This is a genomic window from Pilimelia anulata, assembly GCF_014647895.1.
Classification (GTDB): Bacteria; Actinomycetota; Actinomycetes; order Mycobacteriales; family Micromonosporaceae; genus Pilimelia; species Pilimelia anulata.
The window spans coordinates 96,737-113,874 of the sequence record NZ_BMQB01000005.1 but is presented as its reverse complement, the minus strand read 5'-3'; the positions used below and the strand labels follow the sequence as shown (position 1 = coordinate 113,874).

At 72.8% G+C, this 17,138-nt stretch carries 16 protein-coding genes; 3 read left to right on the top strand and 13 right to left on the bottom strand.

Features of this window, described 5'->3' with window-relative positions; genetic code table 11:
• Window positions 1-290: 290 nt before the first annotated feature.
• The 7 genes from IEY94_RS12745 to IEY94_RS12715 all read right to left on the bottom strand — a co-directional run bounded on the left by IEY94_RS12745 (window position 291) and on the right by IEY94_RS12715 (window position 8,283).
• A complete protein-coding gene (locus IEY94_RS12745) occupies window positions 291-1,085 on the bottom strand; it encodes an ABC-2 transporter permease family protein (protein ID WP_189170364.1) in 795 nt (264 codons plus the stop codon).
• On the bottom strand, window positions 1,085-2,020 hold the full coding sequence (locus IEY94_RS12740) for an ABC transporter ATP-binding protein (protein WP_189170363.1): 936 nt from the start codon (window positions 2,018-2,020) through the stop codon (window positions 1,085-1,087). Before IEY94_RS12740 ends, IEY94_RS12745 begins: the two co-directional genes overlap by 1 nt.
• 348 nt (window positions 2,021-2,368) lie before the next feature.
• Entirely contained in the window at window positions 2,369-2,773 is a 405-nt protein-coding gene (locus tag IEY94_RS12735; protein WP_189170362.1) for a hypothetical protein, read from the bottom strand.
• Between the two features lie 35 nt (window positions 2,774-2,808).
• Window positions 2,809-3,174, bottom strand: coding sequence for a YqxI family protein (locus IEY94_RS12730; protein WP_189170361.1), 366 nt, complete (start codon window positions 3,172-3,174; stop codon window positions 2,809-2,811).
• Between the two features lie 329 nt (window positions 3,175-3,503).
• On the bottom strand, window positions 3,504-5,168 hold the full coding sequence (locus tag IEY94_RS12725) for a helix-turn-helix domain-containing protein (protein ID WP_189170360.1): 1,665 nt from the start codon (window positions 5,166-5,168) through the stop codon (window positions 3,504-3,506).
• A 707-nt stretch (window positions 5,169-5,875) separates the two neighbouring features.
• Entirely contained in the window at window positions 5,876-6,559 is a 684-nt protein-coding gene (locus IEY94_RS12720) for a hypothetical protein (protein WP_189170359.1), read from the bottom strand.
• Window positions 6,560-6,690: 131 nt separating this feature from the next.
• On the bottom strand, window positions 6,691-8,283 hold the full coding sequence (locus tag IEY94_RS12715; RefSeq protein WP_189170358.1) for an IPT/TIG domain-containing protein: 1,593 nt from the start codon (window positions 8,281-8,283) through the stop codon (window positions 6,691-6,693).
• Window positions 8,284-8,688: 405 nt separating this feature from the next.
• Between IEY94_RS12715 and IEY94_RS12710 the strand changes: the two genes are divergently transcribed.
• Entirely contained in the window at window positions 8,689-9,243 is a 555-nt protein-coding gene (locus IEY94_RS12710) for a DedA family protein (RefSeq protein ID WP_189170357.1), read from the top strand.
• A 9-nt stretch (window positions 9,244-9,252) separates the two neighbouring features.
• Here the strand turns inward: IEY94_RS12710 and IEY94_RS23510 are convergent, their stop codons facing one another.
• A complete protein-coding gene (locus tag IEY94_RS23510) occupies window positions 9,253-9,597 on the bottom strand; it encodes an STAS domain-containing protein (RefSeq protein ID WP_229783767.1) in 345 nt (114 codons plus the stop codon).
• Window positions 9,598-9,865: 268 nt separating this feature from the next.
• Here IEY94_RS23510 and IEY94_RS12700 point away from each other — a divergent pair, with 268 nt between their 5' ends.
• The gene (locus tag IEY94_RS12700) at window positions 9,866-10,612 is read left to right on the top strand and encodes an HNH endonuclease family protein (protein ID WP_189170355.1); all 747 of its coding nucleotides are present in this window, start codon (window positions 9,866-9,868) and stop codon (window positions 10,610-10,612) included.
• Here the strand turns inward: IEY94_RS12700 and IEY94_RS12695 are convergent, their stop codons facing one another.
• Complete coding sequence (locus IEY94_RS12695) at window positions 10,613-11,797, bottom strand: glycosyltransferase family 4 protein (RefSeq protein ID WP_229783764.1); 1,185 nt, start codon at window positions 11,795-11,797, stop codon at window positions 10,613-10,615.
• A gap of 358 nt (window positions 11,798-12,155) precedes the next feature.
• On the opposite strand from IEY94_RS12695, the gene IEY94_RS12690 reads away from it, so the two are divergent.
• Window positions 12,156-13,244: an ABC transporter ATP-binding protein gene (locus IEY94_RS12690; protein ID WP_189170354.1), complete on the top strand. Its 1,089-nt coding sequence runs from the start codon at window positions 12,156-12,158 to the stop codon at window positions 13,242-13,244.
• 114 nt (window positions 13,245-13,358) lie between these two features.
• Here IEY94_RS12690 and nagA read toward each other — a convergent pair whose 3' ends face one another.
• Genes nagA through IEY94_RS12670 form a run of 4 tightly spaced genes read right to left on the bottom strand, consistent with a single transcriptional unit; the run spans window position 13,359 to window position 17,138 of the window.
• Window positions 13,359-14,456, bottom strand: coding sequence for an N-acetylglucosamine-6-phosphate deacetylase (nagA, locus tag IEY94_RS12685; RefSeq protein ID WP_189170353.1), 1,098 nt, complete (start codon window positions 14,454-14,456; stop codon window positions 13,359-13,361).
• A complete protein-coding gene (locus tag IEY94_RS12680; protein WP_189170352.1) occupies window positions 14,453-15,313 on the bottom strand; it encodes an ROK family protein in 861 nt (286 codons plus the stop codon). The genes nagA and IEY94_RS12680 overlap by 4 nt, the downstream gene beginning before the upstream one ends.
• The gene (locus IEY94_RS12675) at window positions 15,310-16,176 is read right to left on the bottom strand and encodes an N-acetylmuramic acid 6-phosphate etherase (protein WP_189170351.1); all 867 of its coding nucleotides are present in this window, start codon (window positions 16,174-16,176) and stop codon (window positions 15,310-15,312) included. Before IEY94_RS12675 ends, IEY94_RS12680 begins: the two co-directional genes overlap by 4 nt.
• Window positions 16,173-17,138 (bottom strand): SIS domain-containing protein, encoded by a 966-nt coding sequence (locus IEY94_RS12670; RefSeq protein WP_189170629.1) that lies wholly within the window; start codon window positions 17,136-17,138, stop codon window positions 16,173-16,175. Before IEY94_RS12670 ends, IEY94_RS12675 begins: the two co-directional genes overlap by 4 nt.

Below are 17,138 nucleotides of genomic sequence, written 5' to 3'. Positions count from 1 at the left end.
AAACCGCAGAGCGAACGCAGCCATGACCGAGTCGGTCCGAGGCCGGCGAATCTGCAGGTTGCGCCCCGCTCGGGGAGGTCGGCTCGGTACTGGCGAACGTGGCAAGACGATGTATGTCGTCCCACCCACGCATCATGCGGGAGTCACCGTTCGGGCCCTTCGCGACGGCGCGGCGGCATACATGCTGCCGACTGCCGATCACCAAGTGAGCATGACATCGGCCAGCGCCGTCGCACCACGCCGCCCAGGCCGCCGTGCGCACCCCCTCGATAGGACGGCTGAGGAGCCCGTCAGGTCACGTCTCGCCGCCTCAGCAAGACGATCCCGCCGACGGTACAAAAAAGCGCCCATGCCACCAAGACCAGCGCGCCGACCAGGCTTGAAACGGAGCCGGCCCCTTCGGCACTCACCATCGATAGGGTCGCCAGAGTGGGAAACGCAATAGCCGCGTCCTCGACCCACGCGCCGAACACTCCGGCCAGCGAGGTCACCATGAGCGCAGCAATCGTCCCAAAAAAGGTAATTGATATCGACGTCACGCAAGCCAGCGCTTGGCTGCGCATTAGCACACCGAAGCCCACTCCAATCGCTGCCCATAAGCTGTGAGCGAGCACCATTCCAATAATGGGCAAAATAATTCGACTGTCACTGACATGAAGTCCGCCGAGCTGTTCCCGCAGGGGAAGCACGCCAACAAAAAAGTTGAGCAGAACAATCAGCAACGCCCATGCAGTGCTGACAAGCGCCATCGCGCTCACCTTAGCGAGTACGATCGGCGCCCGACGCGGGGCCAGCAAGAAGGCGGCGGCGGCCGTTCGGTGCTGATACTCGGATGTCATGACGACAACGCCGAGCAGCATGGTCAATATCAATGACGGAATGGTTCCCGCCGTATAGAGACTTGCCGTGGCGTCAACATGCGTCAGTGCCGGTATGCCCAGGTCTTCATCTGCGTCACCGATCATTGCCACCTGGCGGCGCGCTACCAGAACACTCAGTATCCAACTCACTCCTGTACAGCCAGCCAATATCCAGGCAATACTCGTCGTTCGAATTTTGATTAATTCACTGCGAGCCAGTCTCATCACTTTATCGTCACCCTGGCCATCAGTTTCATAAAGGCTGTTTCGAGGTCAACTGATTCAGCCCTCAATTCATGGAGTTCGATCCCGGCTGAAAACGCGACCCGTCCGACCATTGCCGCGTCTTTACCAAGCACAGTCAAGCCATCTCGACCGTAGGCCTCGACCGCCTCAGCTCCGGCTGCCGTAAGGGCAGCTTGCAGGTCAGCAGCACGCGGGGTGCGCACGAAAACACTGACTTGCGGGGATACATCGGCAATGACCTTGCGGATCGAGCCTTGAGTTATGAGCCTGCCGTTGGCGATAATAACTACGTCGTCAGCCATCAATTCCATCTCCGAGAGAAGGTGGCTGGATACTAGAATCGTCCGACCGTCAGCAGCTAACCTTTTCAGCAGGTGGCGCAGCCAACGAATTCCTTCCGGATCAAGACCATTAGCCGGCTCATCGAGAATGAGAACATTCGGCTCGGCAACGAGCGCGGCCGCAATTCCCAGACGCTGCCGCATACCAAGCGAGTATGTCTTGAATTTTTGATTTCCGGCGACATCGAGATCGACCAATGAGAGCACTTCATCGGCTCGGGCTTGAGAAATTCCTATTGCAGCGCAAATCGCACGCAGGTGATTTAGTCCGGTCCGACCGGGGTGCGCCATGCTCGCATCCAGTAGCGCTCCGACTTTTTGTAATGGCTCATTAAGCTTAACGTATGGTATACGGTCAATAGTTGCTACTCCTGCAGTCGGGCGAACCAATCCTAAAATCATTCGCAACGTTGTAGTCTTGCCCGCACCATTAGGGCCAAGAAAGCCCGTAACTCGGCCGGGTTCGACATCGAACGTAACACCCTCGACTGCCGTAACTTTCTTATACCGTTTTGTTAGATCCTTTACAATGATCCGGGCACCCGTCGAGCTCGGGTCATCATAGCCAGCCACGGATCACCTGAACAGCGACCAGCAGCGCCATAACCACCGCAGACAGAACCAAGATCCACCGCAAAGGCGAAAATGAACGCCAACCGCCACGCATTACCAGAACTACCACTCGACCGATGACCAAAGTCGCCGTAATCGTGATCAAGATATCGGCCCAGATTGGAAGGGAAGTCTCGGCAAGCCAGGACACCACCAACAAGCTGATACCGACAGCTAGCCAATCCAGGTCACTTGAAGATCGACTTTCGACAAGCGTCGACCGTGTTCGCACTGTCACTCCTACTAAGGGTTTCGACAATCGCAGTGGATGCGGCCAACCGCGCCATCCGCATCCACTGCGATTCCTTGTCAGGTCAAAAGGTCGTACAAAATTTCCCAGATCTGGTAAAGAGTGCCAAACGGAGAAATCGCCGAGATTGCGATCTTAGCCCACGTCGGCAAGCCGTCGTACCACGCCTTGAAGGTGTTCCAGCCCGCCTTCACCTTCGCCGGAAGCTCAGGTAGCTTCTTGATCAAGTCCTTGAGCCACTTCGGGATCCTCGCGTTGCGCTCAGTGTCACCAGAGTGTGTGCCCCTGTTGCTTGACGTCGGGCCACGATCAACGGCCGACCCCCGCGAATCGGCCGATGCGGAAATGGTGACGATGTTGCTGGACGGCGGCGCCGCTGCGGCTGCCGTTCCACCGGCTCCGGCTGAAAGAACCGCGGCAAGTGTAAGCGCGCCAATTTTTGCGATTCTATGCGAGTTGTTCATTTTATGACCTCCCCGTATTATGCTATTACTAGCGCCTAGTCCGCGATCTCCGACAGCACCTTTGCGATCACGTGTGCAACTGATTCCGGACACCCGTGGTCAACCAGGAACTTCTTGATGGCGGCGTAAGACCAGTCGTGCGCTTCGAGATAATCCGCTAGTGCCGCAGCGTTTTTCTTGACCCAGTCAGCGGCTTCCGGGCTCATCTCCCGCAGAAGCTGCGCAAGCAGCGGTCCGCCGGCACGCAGTGCCTTGACGACGAGGTCCTTCAGGCTGGGGTCGTCCTGATGGATCGCCACAGCCGTCGCCGGCCGTCGATCATCGGACGTTGCCGCCAACGCAGCTTGGCCACTCACGCCGGCGAGCCCTGCGCCAAGCGCAATCACCGCCGCGAACTTCACAACTGGAGCTTTCATTCCACGTTCTCCTTCCGGTTGGTGAGGAAAGAATCGCGGTAAGCAGCGCGTTCCACAACGGATGTGTCAGTTGTGCGACAGTGCAGTGCCGGGCCGTTCGCGAGCCTGACAACAGTGATTGGCACCGCAAGCACGATGTCCCGGCATGGTGGGTGGGGCACCTCCGATCAGCCCGTACAGGCGACCACCGCTGTCCACCGCAAGGCGGTTCCTGTGCAGCGGGCGGATGGTACCCGTCCTGCGATCGTGTCGGACCGGCTGTGCCTTCCCCCTGACGGGACGGAGTTGCGACTTTGCTTGATCACTGTTTGGCGCTACGAGCCAGCCTTGCCCGGGGAGTCAGAGCCGGACGGCGTGGGGGTCGGGGTGTGCGGGGCGGCGGCCTTGTCGCACTGCCAGTGCCGGAAGTCGCGGTGCTCGGCCCAGGCGCGGCGGGCCGTCCGGATGTTCCACTCCGGTTCCAGCGCCAGCTTCGGCGAGCCCTCGTACCGGCGCATGAGCTGGTCGGAGAGCTGGAACACGCCCCAGTTGCGGGTGCCGTTGGCGTTGGGCAGGACGTACAGCGGGTCGAGGAACGAGTGGCACCGGGCGATCCGCACCGCCCGCTCGGGCTCCTCGGGGAACTCCCGCCGGATCCGCGCCTCCACCTCGGCCGCCGGCCAGGTGCGCAGGGAGGCGGCGCCGGCGTACAGGGCGCGCTTGGTCTCGGCGTTCACCACGCCCTTGGGCGTGAGGCCGGCGAGGACCTGGAAGGCGGTCACCCGGCGCAGCGTCTCCGGGCCGAAGTCGGCGTCGACGGACAGGGTGGCGCCGGCCTTGGCGAGCAGGCGCTGTACCTCCTCCACGCACTCGTCGTGCTGGCCCATGCTGATCACGTCGCCGCAGCCCGCGGACATGAGCAGGTGGTCGGTGCTGGCGGCGGCGTCCGAGCCGGACAGGTCGACCCGGTGCCAGCCGACGCGCAGGCCCACCGCGACGAGGACGGCGCAGGCGGCGGTCAGCGCGAACGCGATGACCCGGGTACGACTCCACCAGCCGCCCGGGGCGGCGTCGGCGGGCTCGGCGTCGCCGGCGGCGAGGATCGGGGTGGCCGGGTCGGAGGGCTCGATCGGGATCGCGCCGGGCGCGCCGGTTCGCGAGGCGGCGGCCGCGGACCGGTCAGCCGCGCTGGTGGCGGGGGTCGCTGCGGTGGTGGCGGCGGTGCGGCCCGCGGCGGTAGCCGCGGCACGGTTCCCGGGAGTGGCGGCGGGGGCCCCGGGGGTAGCGGCGGCCGGGGTTCCGGGGGTGACGGTGGCCCCGGGCGCGGCGGTGGTCGGTGGGACGGCGGCCGGCGCTGTCGACGCGGCCGACGCCGCTGCGGGCGACGCAACGACGGACAGCGCGGTGGCGGACGGTGCGGTGGCGGACGGTGCGGTGGCGGACGGTGCGGTGGCGGACGGTGCGGTGGCGGGTGGTGCGGTGGCGGACGGCGCGGGGCCGAGCGGGGCGGCATCGGCCGAAGCGGCCGCCGGTGCGGTGGCCGGCGAAGCCGCCGGGTCCGGTGCGACGGCAGGCGGCGCGCCACCCGCCGATGCGTCGGCCAGCATCGTGGCGGCGAGCGGCGCGGCGGCCGGCGGGCCCGATCCGGGCACGGTGCCGGCCGGCGGCGGGGCGGTGGGCAGTGCCGCGGGTGAGGTCGGATCGGTGGCGGGGGCCGGCGCCGCGGGCGGATCGGAGGGCGCGGGCGCCGCCGCGGTGTCCTGCGCCGGGGTGGTGGCGGCGGTCCAGCGGGCGTACAGCTCGTCCAGTTCGCTGCGGTCCGCGCCGCACGCCCGGGCGATTCGCTCGATTATCCCGAAATCCTGCGGAATGGAGTCGCCGGAACAGTACCGGTGAATGGTCGACTTGCTCGCGTTGACCTTGCGGCCCAGCAATTCATAGCTGTATCCGCGGCGATCCTTGAGTCGCATGAGGAGGTCGCCGAGGTCGTCTCTTGGCAACATTCCTCCCGGCAAATGTGACGTTCCGATGTGTACCCGCTCGCCGTCATGCTACCGCGCCCCGCAACCGCGTTCCGGGACGCCGCGTTCGCGCAGGTCAAGGGCTGGATTTCGTTCCAGCGTCCCGAATCGACGGCGGGGGCGTTGCCGCGGGGGCCGCCGGCGGGTGAGGGTATGCGCAGCCCCCGAAAGCAGGGGGCGCGAGTCCTCGCTCGGGAAAGGAATGCGGATGGTCCGGACAGCGTCCCGGTACGCCGGCCGCCGCGTCGCCGCGTGGGCGGTGCGCGCGCCCACGGCATGATCGACTCCGCAACAGCGGGCCCTGCCGGGCTCGCGAACGGGTGGCGACGGTGCGCCCCGCGGCTGCCGCCGCGGGTGGCGTCGCCACCGGACGGGCCGGACCCGCCCCGCGCTGCCGAGCGGCGGCCGGGTCCGGCCCACCCACCACCGCCGCGCCACGGCAGGCGTGGCATGAGCACCGCGGCACGCGTGCGCATCGGGGGCATGCGATCGCCGCGCCACACCGGGCCGGGCCGGCGCCGGACCAACCCGCAACGGCGCCGGCCCGCCCCTCCGGACCACGGCTGCCGTCACCGCCGACGAAACGGCGGGGTGGCAGCGCCTCACGATCGAGACGCCGCCACCCCGCTGTGCCACTGGCTGAACCCGTCGCCGCCGAACCGCTCGCGGCCGGGTCGGCGGATCCGCTAGAGCTTCGCCCAGGCGCTGTCGAGGGCGGCGATGCTCGCCTCCCGGGACGGGCGGCCGTTCAGGTTCACCATCACCGTGTACGCGCTGCGCGCGGCGCTCGTCCGCCAGCACAGCAGCAGGGTCGGGCGGACCTTGGCCGGGCGGGCGGTACTGAACCGGAAGTTCTGCGTGCACCGTGCGGTGCCCACCGGCGCGCCGCCGTCGGCCACCCAGGCCAGTTCGCGCTGGCCGGTCAGGTCGGCCCGGGCGGAGACGACGCGCAGCGTCTGCCGGTCCTTGCGCAGGTTGCCGGACTCGGCCACCTGGACCCCGCTGATCGTGGCGGCCTTGCGGATCGGCGCCGCCAGCGGCGCGCGCGGTGCGGCCTTGGCCGCGGCGACGCGCTGGCGCAGGGTGGGCGTGCGGGTGGTGGTCGCGGTGCTGCCGGCCGGCGCCTTCGAGGCCGGGCGGCGGGTGGTGGCGGCCGGGGTCGGCGTGGCGCCGCCGGCCGCGGTCGGGGTGCTCGTCTCGATGCCGATCTCGGGGACCGGGCCGGCGGTGGGCTCGGGGCCGGTGTTCGCCGTCAGGAACGCCGCGGCCAGGCCGGCGGCGCCGGCGGCCGTGGCGCCGGCGGCGGCCCAGCGGCGCCAGGGGCGGCCGGTGGGGGTCTCGGGGGACGGGTCGACGTGGGTGTCGCGCATGCTCTCCTCGCCTCGTCTCGCGGCGCGCGGTCGGCGCGCCGGTGGTCGGCCGGGTTCGGACGTGGCGGGCGGCCCGCGGTACGTACCGCGGGCCGCCCCACTTCGTTACCGGAGCGGTCCGGCGGCCGGGATCAGTAGTCCGCGACCGTGAACGTGGCCCCGCTGGAGATGATCGACTGCGTGTAGGCGGTGTCCTCGTTGGCGCCACCGGCCTGCACGTCGACCGCACCGTTGCTGACGACGGTCAGCGTGTAGGCGCCGATCGGCACCGCGACCGGGTTGGCCACGGTCAGCGTCACCGTGCCGCCCGCGGTCGCCGCCTGGGACAGGGTGACGGCGGTCGCGCTGGTGTACGCGGCGATGGTGGTGCCGGCCGGGATGCCCGTACCGGTGATCAGGCGGCCGACGTCGGCCGCGGTGAACTGGCTGCCCGCCGAGGTGATGGCGGTGTTGCCGTTCACGGTGGTGACCGACGGCGCCTGGCGCGGGCCGATGGTCGTGCTGACGCCGGTGGCGGTGGCGGTGGCCGCCGCGGACAGCGTGACCGAGGTCGCGCTGTTCACCGCGGTGATGGTGGTGCCCGCGGGCACCTGGGTGTTGCTGGCCACGGCGAGCGACATGCCGACGTCGGCGCTGGTGAAGTTCGCCGTCGCCGAGGTCAGCGTGGTGCTGGCGTTGGTGGTGGCACCGTCGGCGACCGTGCGGGCGGCGATGCTGGCGTACGCGCCGGCGGCGGTGAGGCTGACCTGCGGGTTCATCGTGCAGATGACCTCGTTGTCGCTGACGATCAGCACGTTCGTGCACTCGGTCAGCGGGCCGAGGGTCTTGTTACCGCTGTTGTCGGTCGGGTCGTACGCCCCGTCCACCAGGTAGACGTGCCCCTTGTTGCTGCTCGGGGTCGACCCGGACGTGGCGGTGAAGTCCAGGTTGGCGAAGCCGACGCCCTGGATGTCGACGTCCGTGGACGCCGTGTTCGGCCCGGTGTTCGGGACGGCCACGATGCCGTTGGTGTAGGTGAACGCCGACGGCCGGATGACCGTGCCGCCCGCGGTGGTGATGGACAGCGCGTACGGGCCGCCCGCCGTCTTCGCCGGCAGCATCGCGGTGAAGCTGTTGCCGTTGGCGGCGACGGAGATGCCGGTCAGCGGGGTGCCGCCGATGTTGGCGGTGAGGGCGCCGGCCGCGGTCGGGAAGTTGGTACCCGAGATCGTGACGGTCTTGCCGCCCAGCGCCGGGCCGGTGCTCGGGCTGATCGACACGATGGTCGGCTTGGCGGCGATGGTGTAGGCCGCGTTGGCGACGATCGGGCTGCCGCTGACGCCGGTGGTGGTGCCGGCGTAGGCGCACACGTTGTACTTGGCCGTCACCTGGCCGCCGGCGAGGGCGACGCTGGAGGGCACCGTGATGGCGATCTTGGTACCGGACAGCACGCGCACGTTCGCCGCCGGGACCGCGAGGACACCGGCGGTCTGGACCGGCGGGCTGCCGCCGACCACGACGGCGGCCGGGGCGAGGTACGTCGCCGAGCAGGCCGCGGCGGTGCCGGTGCCGACGTACTGGAACTCCACCGCGGTGGACGAGTTGAATACCGACGTGGCGGTGGTACCGGTGAGGGTGTTGCCACCCTGGCTCGGCCCGGATACCGCGCTGAGCGTCATGGGCACGGTCGCGGCGAGGGCCGGCGTCCCGACGCTCACGGCGAGCGCCGTGGCCGCGGCGGCCACGAGCCAGGCATGTGGCCGCCGAAGCGACCGGGAATGGACCATATGCATTGCGGTATTTCCTCTCGAGAGTCAGGAATACTGCGTGCGCGGATAGCGCATCCGTCTGTCCACACGGTCAGCCATCCAGCGCGGATCGTAACCCGGTCCAAAGGGGGGGTTCCGACACTTGGAGAACTGTCCGAGCACCCCGCACTATCGGCCTCCGACGTGGCTGAAACGGCCCCATTCCTACCCGTGGGCAGGCGGAATACACCGGATGCCGGGATAACTTTTCGCCGCCGTTATCTCGTTCGGCGATCGAGAAATCGGCACGTCCATCGGGTGTCGTCGGTTAGGGTGCTGCGCTAGCCTGGGCCCATCGACGCGACGCTGGAATCGATCATCGGATCACCGTGGATCTACGCGGTGATCGCGTCGTCGATCGCGGGCTCCGCCATTTTCCCGCCGCTGCCGAGCGAGAGCGGCCTGGCCCTGGGCATGGGCCTGGCGGTCAGCGGCGAGCTGCACCTGCCGTGGATGTGCGTCGCCGCGCTGCTCGGCGCCGTGGCCGGCGACCTGGCCGCGTACGGCGTCGGGCGCAGCATCAGCGGCCGCGCGCGCGGCCGGGCGGACCGCTCGCCGCGGGCCCGGGCGGCGCTGCGCTGGATCGAGCGGCGCCGCGGCGCCGGGGTGGGGCTGGTGGTGGCCGGGCGGTTCCTGCCCGGCGGGACGATGGCGGTCGGGATCAGCGCCGGCCTGCTGCGCTTCCCGATGCGGCAGTTCCTGCCGGCCGCGGTGGCCGGCGGGCTGATCTGGACGGCGTACGGCGTCGCCCTCGGCTTCGTCGGCCGCACCGTGGCGCCGGGCAGCCCGTGGGGCGCGGCGGCGGTGGGCATCTGCATCACGGTGACGGTGGGCGTGGTCGCGCGCTGGCGGCAGGTCCGCAGCCGGGCGGCGACGCCGCCGGACGAGCCGGCCTGACGCCCCCGGTCAGGCGGCCGCGGGTACCGCGAACAGCTCCAGCAGGCCGGTGATCGCCAGCACCTGCCGCACCGAGGGCCGGGGGCGGCGGACGGCCAGCCCGGCGCCGGCCCGGGCGGCGGCGGCCCGGCAGGCGAGCAGCGCGTTGATCCCGCACGAGTCGAGGAACGGGACGTCGGCGAGGTCGACGACGATCCGGCCGCTGACGCCGCCGGCCAGCACGTCCCCGACGGCCGCGACGAGCTGCGGGCCGCTGACGATGTCGAGGTCGCCGAACAGCGCCAGCACGGCCGCGGCCGGCGGTTCGTCGAGGCGGGTTATGGACAGCAGGGTTCGCTGGCTCGCTTGGGTCACGGTGCCAACTCCGATCAGCCGTTCGATGTCGTGCCGATCCCGGTGGCGTACTTGCCGGTGTACGTGGCGGCTCGCCGAGAGGGTCCTGACCCCGGACGCTACCCCCCATCCGCGCCGAACGCAGCCCCTCCCTCGGGTGGCATGCCGGTGTTCACCCTCACCCGGACGGGCGCGGCGCCCGTCCGGGGGCGTGTCGGGGCGCATCGACACCGGTGCCGGGCGCGAGGGTGGGGCGTCGATCCCGAACCCATACCGAGTAGGGCAAATAATGCGAATCGGACCCACCGCGTCCGCACTCCCGGCCGGCGTCGCCGCCGCCCTGACCGCGGCCGCACTGGCCCTCCCGCCGACGGCCCCGGCCGCCGCGGCAGCCACCGCCGCGACCGCCGCCACGCCCGGTGCCGGCGCCGCCGCCGCGGCCGGCGTCGTGAGCCCGCCGGACGCCTACTCGGCCGCGCTGCGGACCGCGATCGCCGACCTGCCGGTCGCCGGGGAGCAGCGGGCGGGGTACCAGCGCGCCCTCTTCCCGCACTGGGTCGACGCCGACCGCGACGGCTGCCACACCCGCAACGAGGTGCTGATCGCCGAGTCGATCACCCCGCCGGCCGTGGCGCCGCCGTGCGCGGTGAGCGGGGCGACCTGGTACTCGTACTACGACGACGCGACCTGGACCGTCGGCGGCGACGTCGACATCGACCACGTCGTGCCGCTGGCCGAGGCGTGGGACTCCGGCGCGCACGCGTGGACCACCGCGCTGCGCCGGGAGTACGCCAACGACCTGGCCGACCCGCGCTCGCTCGTCGCCGTCACCGACAACGTGAACCAGGCCAAGGCCGACCAGGACCCGGCGACGTGGCTGCCGCCGTACCCGCCGGCGCGGTGCCGGTACCTCGGCGAGTTCGTCGCCACCAAGGTGCGCTGGCGGCTGAGCGTGGACCCGGCGGAGCGGGACGCGCTGGTCGCCAACGGCGACGACTGCCCGAACGAGGTGATCAGTACGGCGTACGCGTACTGATCACGCCACCCGGACCGGGCCGGCCGGCACGACCTCGACCGCCGGCCCGTCCCGGCCCGCGGGGACGGCGTCCAGCGCCGGCACCAGGTCGAACAGCGTGTCGGCCGGGATGTCGCGCCGGTTGGCGATCGCCAGCCGGTACGCGGCCTCGTAGCCGGCGGCCATCCGGTCGACGCCGAACAGCCGCTCCACCCGCTCCCGGCAGGCCGCCGGGTCGAGCGCGCCGACCGCGGCGATCGCCGCCGGCAGCTCGTCGGGGTGGTCGACGACGTACCCGGTGACGCCGTGCTCGACCACCTCGGCCACGGCGCCGCCGCGCAGCGCCACCACCGGGGTGCCGCAGGCCATCGCCTCGACCATCACCATGCCGAACGGCTCCTCCCACTGCACCGGCATCAGCAGGCAGCGGGCGTTGGCGAGCAGCTCGCGCTTGGCGGCCGCGTCGGCCACGCCGTGCATCCGGTCCGTGTCGGCCAGCCGGGGCGCGACCAGCTCCTCGTAGTACGCGCGCTCGGGCGGCTCGCTGCACTTGCCGGCGAGCACCAGCGGCACCCCGGCGGCGTGCGCGGCGTCGAGCGCCAGGTGCGGCGCCTTCTCCGGGTTGAACCGGCCGAGGAACAGGGCGTAGCCGTCGTCGCCGGCCCGGTACGGGAAGGTCTGCGCGCGCAGCGCGTTGTGCACCGTACCCAGCCAGGGCAGCCCGGCGCCGAGCCGGCGCTGCCGGTCGCTGATCGCCACCAGCGCCAGGTCGGCGGCGAGCGCGCGCAGGAAGGTGACGCTGTCCGGCTGGACCGGGCCGTGCATGGTCACCACCGTGGGGATGCCGCGGGTGGCGTAGTGGCCGGCGTTGAGCGGGCCGGCGCCGGTGTGGTCGTGCACGACGTCGACGGGGGTGTCGGCGTGCAGCCGGTCGATGGCGCCGCGGGACAGCGCCGCGTGCACCAGCTCCGGCATGGTCTCGCCGAGCCGGTCGGCGATCGGCTCGGGCCACAGCGAGATCATCCGTGCCCGGGTCCGGCCGGGGCCCGCGCCGATCATCGTGACCCGGTTGCCGCGCTCGACCAGGGCGTCGGTGAGGTCGGCCACGACGTTCTCGATCCCGCCGTACCCGCGCGGCGGCACCTCGAAGTAGGGCGGCACGACCATGACGACGTGCAGCGAGCGCTGGTCCGGTACGGCGGACATCGGGGCCTCCTCGGCGCGCAGGGGCGAACGGCACCAGCCTGCCCAGCCGCGCGGATCCCTAACCGGATCCGGCCGGTGATCCGCGCTACCGCCGGGGCCCGCGGGGCGCCCGGGGCGGGGCGGACCGGGACCGGGCCGGGGTGGGCGGGATGGCGGCCCGCGGCCCGGTTGGCCGGCGGCGGCCCGAATGGCCGGATCCGCGCGGGCGGCCGAGTGGCGCGGGCCGGTTCGGGGAGCCCGTACGCATCGGTCGGCGACTATCTTGAGCGGAGAGCGAAGCCGCTCGGGCGGCGGCCCCCGCCGCCCAACCACAACGGATCGTCCGGCACGTTCCTGCCGGTGGAAAGGTACCGCTTTCATGGCTACTGTCACGTACCACGACGCCACCCGCCGCTACCCCGGCGGCGGGGCGCCCGCGGTCGACAAGCTGAACCTGGACATCGCCGACGGCGAATTCCTGGTTCTCGTCGGCCCGTCCGGCTGCGGCAAGTCGACCTCGCTGCGGATGCTCGCCGGATTGGAGGAGGTCGACGACGGCGCGATCCTCATCGACAACCGGGATGTGTCGCACCTGCCGCCCAAGGCCCGGGACATCGCGATGGTGTTCCAGAACTATGCGCTGTACCCGCACATGTCCGTCGCCGAGAACATGGGCTTCGCGCTGAAATTGCAGAAGGCGCCCAAGGACGAGATCGCCCGGCGGGTCCGCGACGCGGCGAAGCTGCTCGACCTGGAGCCGCTGCTGGAGCGCAAGCCGAAGGCGCTCTCCGGCGGGCAGCGGCAGCGGGTGGCGATGGGGCGGGCGATCGTCCGGGAGCCGCGGGTGTTCCTGATGGACGAGCCGCTGTCCAACCTGGACGCCAAGCTGCGGGTGCAGACCCGGTCGCAGATCGCCGCGCTCCAGGCGCGGCTGGGCACCACCACGGTGTACGTGACGCACGACCAGGTCGAGGCGATGACGATGGGCCACCGGGTCGCCGTGCTGCGCGACGGGGTGCTGATGCAGTGCGCGCCGCCGCGGGAGCTGTACGACCGGCCGCGCAACACGTTCGTCGCCGGCTTCATCGGCTCGCCGGGGATGAACCTCAAGACCGTGCCGCTGGTCGAGGGCGGCGCCCGGCTGGGCCCGCTGCGGGTACCGCTGGACCGCGACCGGCTGGCCGCCGCGGCCGCCGGCGGGGCGACCACGGTGGTGCTCGGCCTCCGGCCGGAGGCGGTCGCGCTGACCGGCGCCGGCACCGGCGTGCCGCTGGTGGTGGACCTGGTGGAGGAGCTGGGCTCGGACGCGTACGTGCACGGCCACGCGACCCTCGACGACCCGGACGGCCGGCTGGTCGTGCGCACCGACGGGCGCAGCCCGCTGCGGATGGGCGAGGTCGTCGACCTGCACATCGACCCGGACCGGGTGCACGTCTTCCACGCCGGTACGGGCGAGCGGATCGACTGATCGCGCGGCGGCGGGCCCGGGCGTGGAGCGCCGCCCGGGGCCGCCGCCGGCCCCCGCCCGGTGGCCGCACCGGGCGGGCTGGCCGCCGGTGCCCGCACGGCACCGCCGACCGGGTCAGAGCCAGGAACCGCGCGCCATCACCCGGCGCACGCGCAGGTCGTCGTCCAGCAGCACGAGGTCGGCGGCCAGGCCGGGGGCGATCCGGCCGCACCGGTCCGCCACGCCGAGCACCGCCGCGGGCGTCGCGGAGGCCGCCGCGGACGCCGCCGCCACGGACAGGCCGACGTCGGTGACCGCGCGGCGCACGGCCTCGTCCATCGTCAGCGTCGAGCCGGCCAGCGCGCCGCCGTCGGCCAGCCGCACCCGGCCGTCGCGCACGACCACGTCCCGGCCGCCGAGCCGGTACGCGCCGTCTCCCGCCCCGGCCGCGTCGATCGCGTCGGTGACCAGCACCAGCGGGCCGCCGGTGAGCAGCCGGGCCGCCGCCGGGTGGACGTGCACGCCGTCGTTGATCAGCTCGCAGGGCACGCCCGCGTCCAGCGCGGCCGGGATCGGGCCGGGCTCGCGGTGGTGCGGCGTGCGCATGGTGTTGAACGCGTGGGTGACCAGCGCGGCGCCCCTGGCGAACGCGGCGAGCGCCTGCTCGTACGTGGCGTCGGTATGGCCGATCGCGGCCACCACGCCCTCGGCGACGAGCGCGTCGACCAGGTCCAGAGCGCCCGGCAGCTCCGGCGCGACCGTCATCACCCGCACGTGCCCGCGGCCGGCCTTGAGCAGCGCGGCCAGCACCTCGGGGTCCGGGTCGAGCAGGTGGTCGGGGTCGTGCGCGCCGCACCGGCGCGGGGCGAGGAACGGCCCCTCCAGGTGCGCGCCCAGCACCAGCCCCGACTCGGCCAGGTCGGCCACCCGGCCGAGCTGCTCGCACAGCAGTTCCGGGGGCGCCGACACCAGCGAGACCAGGCTGCCGGTGGTGCCGTGGGCGCGGTGGAAGGCCACCCCGCCCTCGATCGCCGCCCGGCCGGCCGCGAAGTCGTACCCGCCGCCGCCGTGCACGTGCAGGTCGAGGAAGCCGGGCAGCAGCCAGCCGGCCACCGCCTCGCCGTCCCGCCGGCCGGCGCCGACCGCGGCGATCCGGTCGCCGGCCAGCTCCACCCAGCCCGGTTCGAGCACCCCCTCCGGGGTGACCACGCGCGCGCCACTCAGGACGGTCATCGGGCCCTCCCCGCGAGCAGCGCCGCGCCGCGCCAGCCGGCGTCGCCGCCGAGCGCGGACAGCCGGACCGGCGGCGGGGGCCGCCAGGCCAGCAGCGCGCCCAGCCGCCCGGCCACCGGGTCGAGCAGGGCCGCCCCGGCGCCGGCCAGGCCGCCGCCGAGCACGATCTCCGCCGGGTCCAGCACGAGCGTGCCGATGAGCAGGGCGGCGGCCAGCGCGTCCACCGCGTCGGCCCAGACCGCCGCCGCGCGCGGGTCGTCGCCCAGGTGGGCCACGACCGCCTCGGCGCCGCCGGTGCCGCCGGCCGCGGCGTACCGGCGGCCGATCGCGGCGGCGGACGCGTACCGCTCCAGGCAGCCGCGCTGCCCGCAGGCGCACCGCTCCCCCGGCTGCCGGACCGGTACGTGGCCCAGCTCCCCCGCCGCGCCGATCGCCCCGGCCCGGGCCCGGCCGCCCCGGATGATCCCGGCGGAGATGCCGGTGCCCAGCCCGACGAACAGGCAGTCGCCGGGGGTGTCGGCCGCCTCGGCCAGCGCGGCGGCGCGCATGTCGTGCTCGATCGCCACCGGTACGCCCAGCTCGCCGGCCACCGCGGCGCGCAGCGGGACGTCCCGCCAGCCGAGGTTGGCCGCGTACCGGACCACGCCGGCGGCGGCGTCGACCCAGCCGGGGGCGACCACGCCCGCGGCGATGACCCCCGGTACGGCCAGCTCGCGGGCCAGCGCGCAGACCGCGCCCAGCACCGCGGCCGGCCCGGTCGGGGTGGGCCGGTCGACCCGGCGGGCGAGCGCGCCCGAGCCGGCGACCAGGGCGCCCTTGAGCGTGGTCCCGCCCACGTCGATCGCCACCACGCTCATCGGGGCGCCCCGGCGGCGGCGATGGCGGCGCGCAGCGTGCGGTGCGCGGCGGCGTGCCGGGCGGCGTCGGCCGGGGCCAGCCCGGTGAGCAGGTGCAGGACGGCGGCCCGGGCGTTCCAGTCGCACCGGGCCAGCGCCTCGGCGGCACGCTCCGGCGGGCAGCCGGCGATCTCCGCGACCAGGCCGGCGCTGCGGTCGCGCAGCTTGGCGTTCGCCGGTACGACGTCGACCATCAGCGTGCCGTGCACCCGGCCGAGCCGGGCCATCGCGGCGGTGGTCACGGCGTCCAGGGCGATCTTCTGCGCGGTGCCGGCGCCGAGCCGGGTGGAGCCGCGCAGCAGCTCCGGGCCCACCGGTACGGCGACCTCGACGTCGGCGAGCGACCCGAGCGGCGAGCCGGCGACGGTGGTCACCGCGACGACGGCGACGCCGAGCCGCTGCGCGTGCCGCGCGGCGGTGAGCGTGTACGGCGTGCTGCCGCTCGCCGCCACCGCGACCAGCACGCCGCGCGCGTCCAGCCCGGTGCCGCCGAGGTCGCGGACGGCGGCGCCGGTGTCGTCCTCGTCCATGTCGGTGCCCATCAGCCACGGCCCGGCGCCGGCGCACACCCCGGCGACGTCGCCGGTGGCCAGGCCGAACGTGCCGGGCAGCTCGGCGGCCTGGACGACGGCCAGCCGGCCGGAGGTGCCCGCGCCGAGCAGCACCAGCTTGCCGCCGGCGCCCATCCGCAGCGCGATCAGCTCGGCCGCGGCGGCGATCGCCGCGCGGGCGCCGCGGACCGCGGGGAGCACCCGCTCCTCGGCCGCGAGCAGCCGGCCCACCAGCTCGCCGGCGGGCAGCAGGTCCAGGTCGTCGTCGCTCATCGGGTCCTCGTCACCTTGGCCAGCCCGCGCGGGCGGTCGGGGTCGCCCCCGCGGTCCAGGGCCAGCTTCCACGCCAGCCGCTGCAGCGGCAGGATCTCCAGGACCGGCCGCAGCTCGTCGGCGACGCCGTCGGCGGCGCGCAGCGTCAGCACGTCCGTGCCGCCGGCGCGCAGCCGGGCGACCAGCTCGCCGACGGACGCGGCGGCGGGCCCGCCGGGCACGACGGCGATCACCGGTACGGCCGCGTCGGCCATCGCCACCGGCCCGTGCGCCAGGTCGGCGGCGGAGAACGCCTGCGCGGCGAGGTAGCTCGTCTCCATCAGCTTCAGCGCCCCCTCCCTGGCCGTCGGGTACGAGTAGCCGCGCCCCACGATGATGAGCCGGTCGGCGTACCGGTACCGGTCGGCGCCGGCCGCCGGGCTCTCGTCGAGCGCCCGGCGGGCGGCGTCGGGCAGGGCGGCGGCGCGGCGGGGAGCGTCCGGGCCGCCGAGCAGCAGGTACAGCGCCAGCAGCTCGGCGGTGTACGTCTTGGTCGCCGCGACGGCCCGCTCCTCGCCGGCGTGCAGCGGCACGACCAGCTCGGCGACGCCGGCCAGCGGCGAGCCGGGGTCGTTGGTGACGGCCACGGTCAGCGCCCCGGACCGGCGGGCGGCGTCGGTGGAGTCGACCAGGTCGGGCGAGCCGCCGGACTGGCTGACCGCGACGAACAGCACGTCGGCCAGGTCCTGCCGGGCGCCGTACAGCGTGGTCACCGACGGCGACGCCAGCCCGGCCGGCAGGGCCAGCCGGATCTCGGCGAGGTACTTCGCGTACAGCGCGGCGTGGTCGCTGCTGCCGCGCGCGGCGAGCAGCACGAACCGCGGCCGGCGCCGGCTGACCGCCGCGGCCACCTCGCGCACCTCGCCCGCCGCGGCCAGCAGCCGGGCCAGCGCGGCGGGCTGCTCGGCGATCTCGGCGGCCAT

What these genes read in the sequence shown, in the direction of transcription:
- IEY94_RS12670 (WP_189170629.1), bottom strand. Translation starts at nt 17,138, where the DNA reads ATGGCCGCCGAGATCGCCGAGCAGCCCGCCGCGCTGGCCCGGCTGCTG.
- IEY94_RS12720 (WP_189170359.1), bottom strand. Translation starts at nt 6,559, where the DNA reads ATGCGCGACACCCACGTCGACCCGTCCCCCGAGACCCCCACCGGCCGC.
- IEY94_RS12695 (WP_229783764.1), bottom strand. Translation starts at nt 11,797, where the DNA reads ATGTCCGCCGTACCGGACCAGCGCTCGCTGCACGTCGTCATGGTCGTG.
- IEY94_RS12675 (WP_189170351.1), bottom strand. Translation starts at nt 16,176, where the DNA reads ATGAGCGACGACGACCTGGACCTGCTGCCCGCCGGCGAGCTGGTGGGC.
- IEY94_RS12735 (WP_189170362.1), bottom strand. Translation starts at nt 2,773, where the DNA reads ATGAACAACTCGCATAGAATCGCAAAAATTGGCGCGCTTACACTTGCC.
- IEY94_RS12700 (WP_189170355.1), top strand. Translation starts at nt 9,866, where the DNA reads ATGCGAATCGGACCCACCGCGTCCGCACTCCCGGCCGGCGTCGCCGCC.
- IEY94_RS12690 (WP_189170354.1), top strand. Translation starts at nt 12,156, where the DNA reads ATGGCTACTGTCACGTACCACGACGCCACCCGCCGCTACCCCGGCGGC.
- IEY94_RS12745 (WP_189170364.1), bottom strand. Translation starts at nt 1,085, where the DNA reads ATGAGACTGGCTCGCAGTGAATTAATCAAAATTCGAACGACGAGTATT.
- IEY94_RS12680 (WP_189170352.1), bottom strand. Translation starts at nt 15,313, where the DNA reads ATGAGCGTGGTGGCGATCGACGTGGGCGGGACCACGCTCAAGGGCGCC.
- nagA (WP_189170353.1), bottom strand. Translation starts at nt 14,456, where the DNA reads ATGACCGTCCTGAGTGGCGCGCGCGTGGTCACCCCGGAGGGGGTGCTC.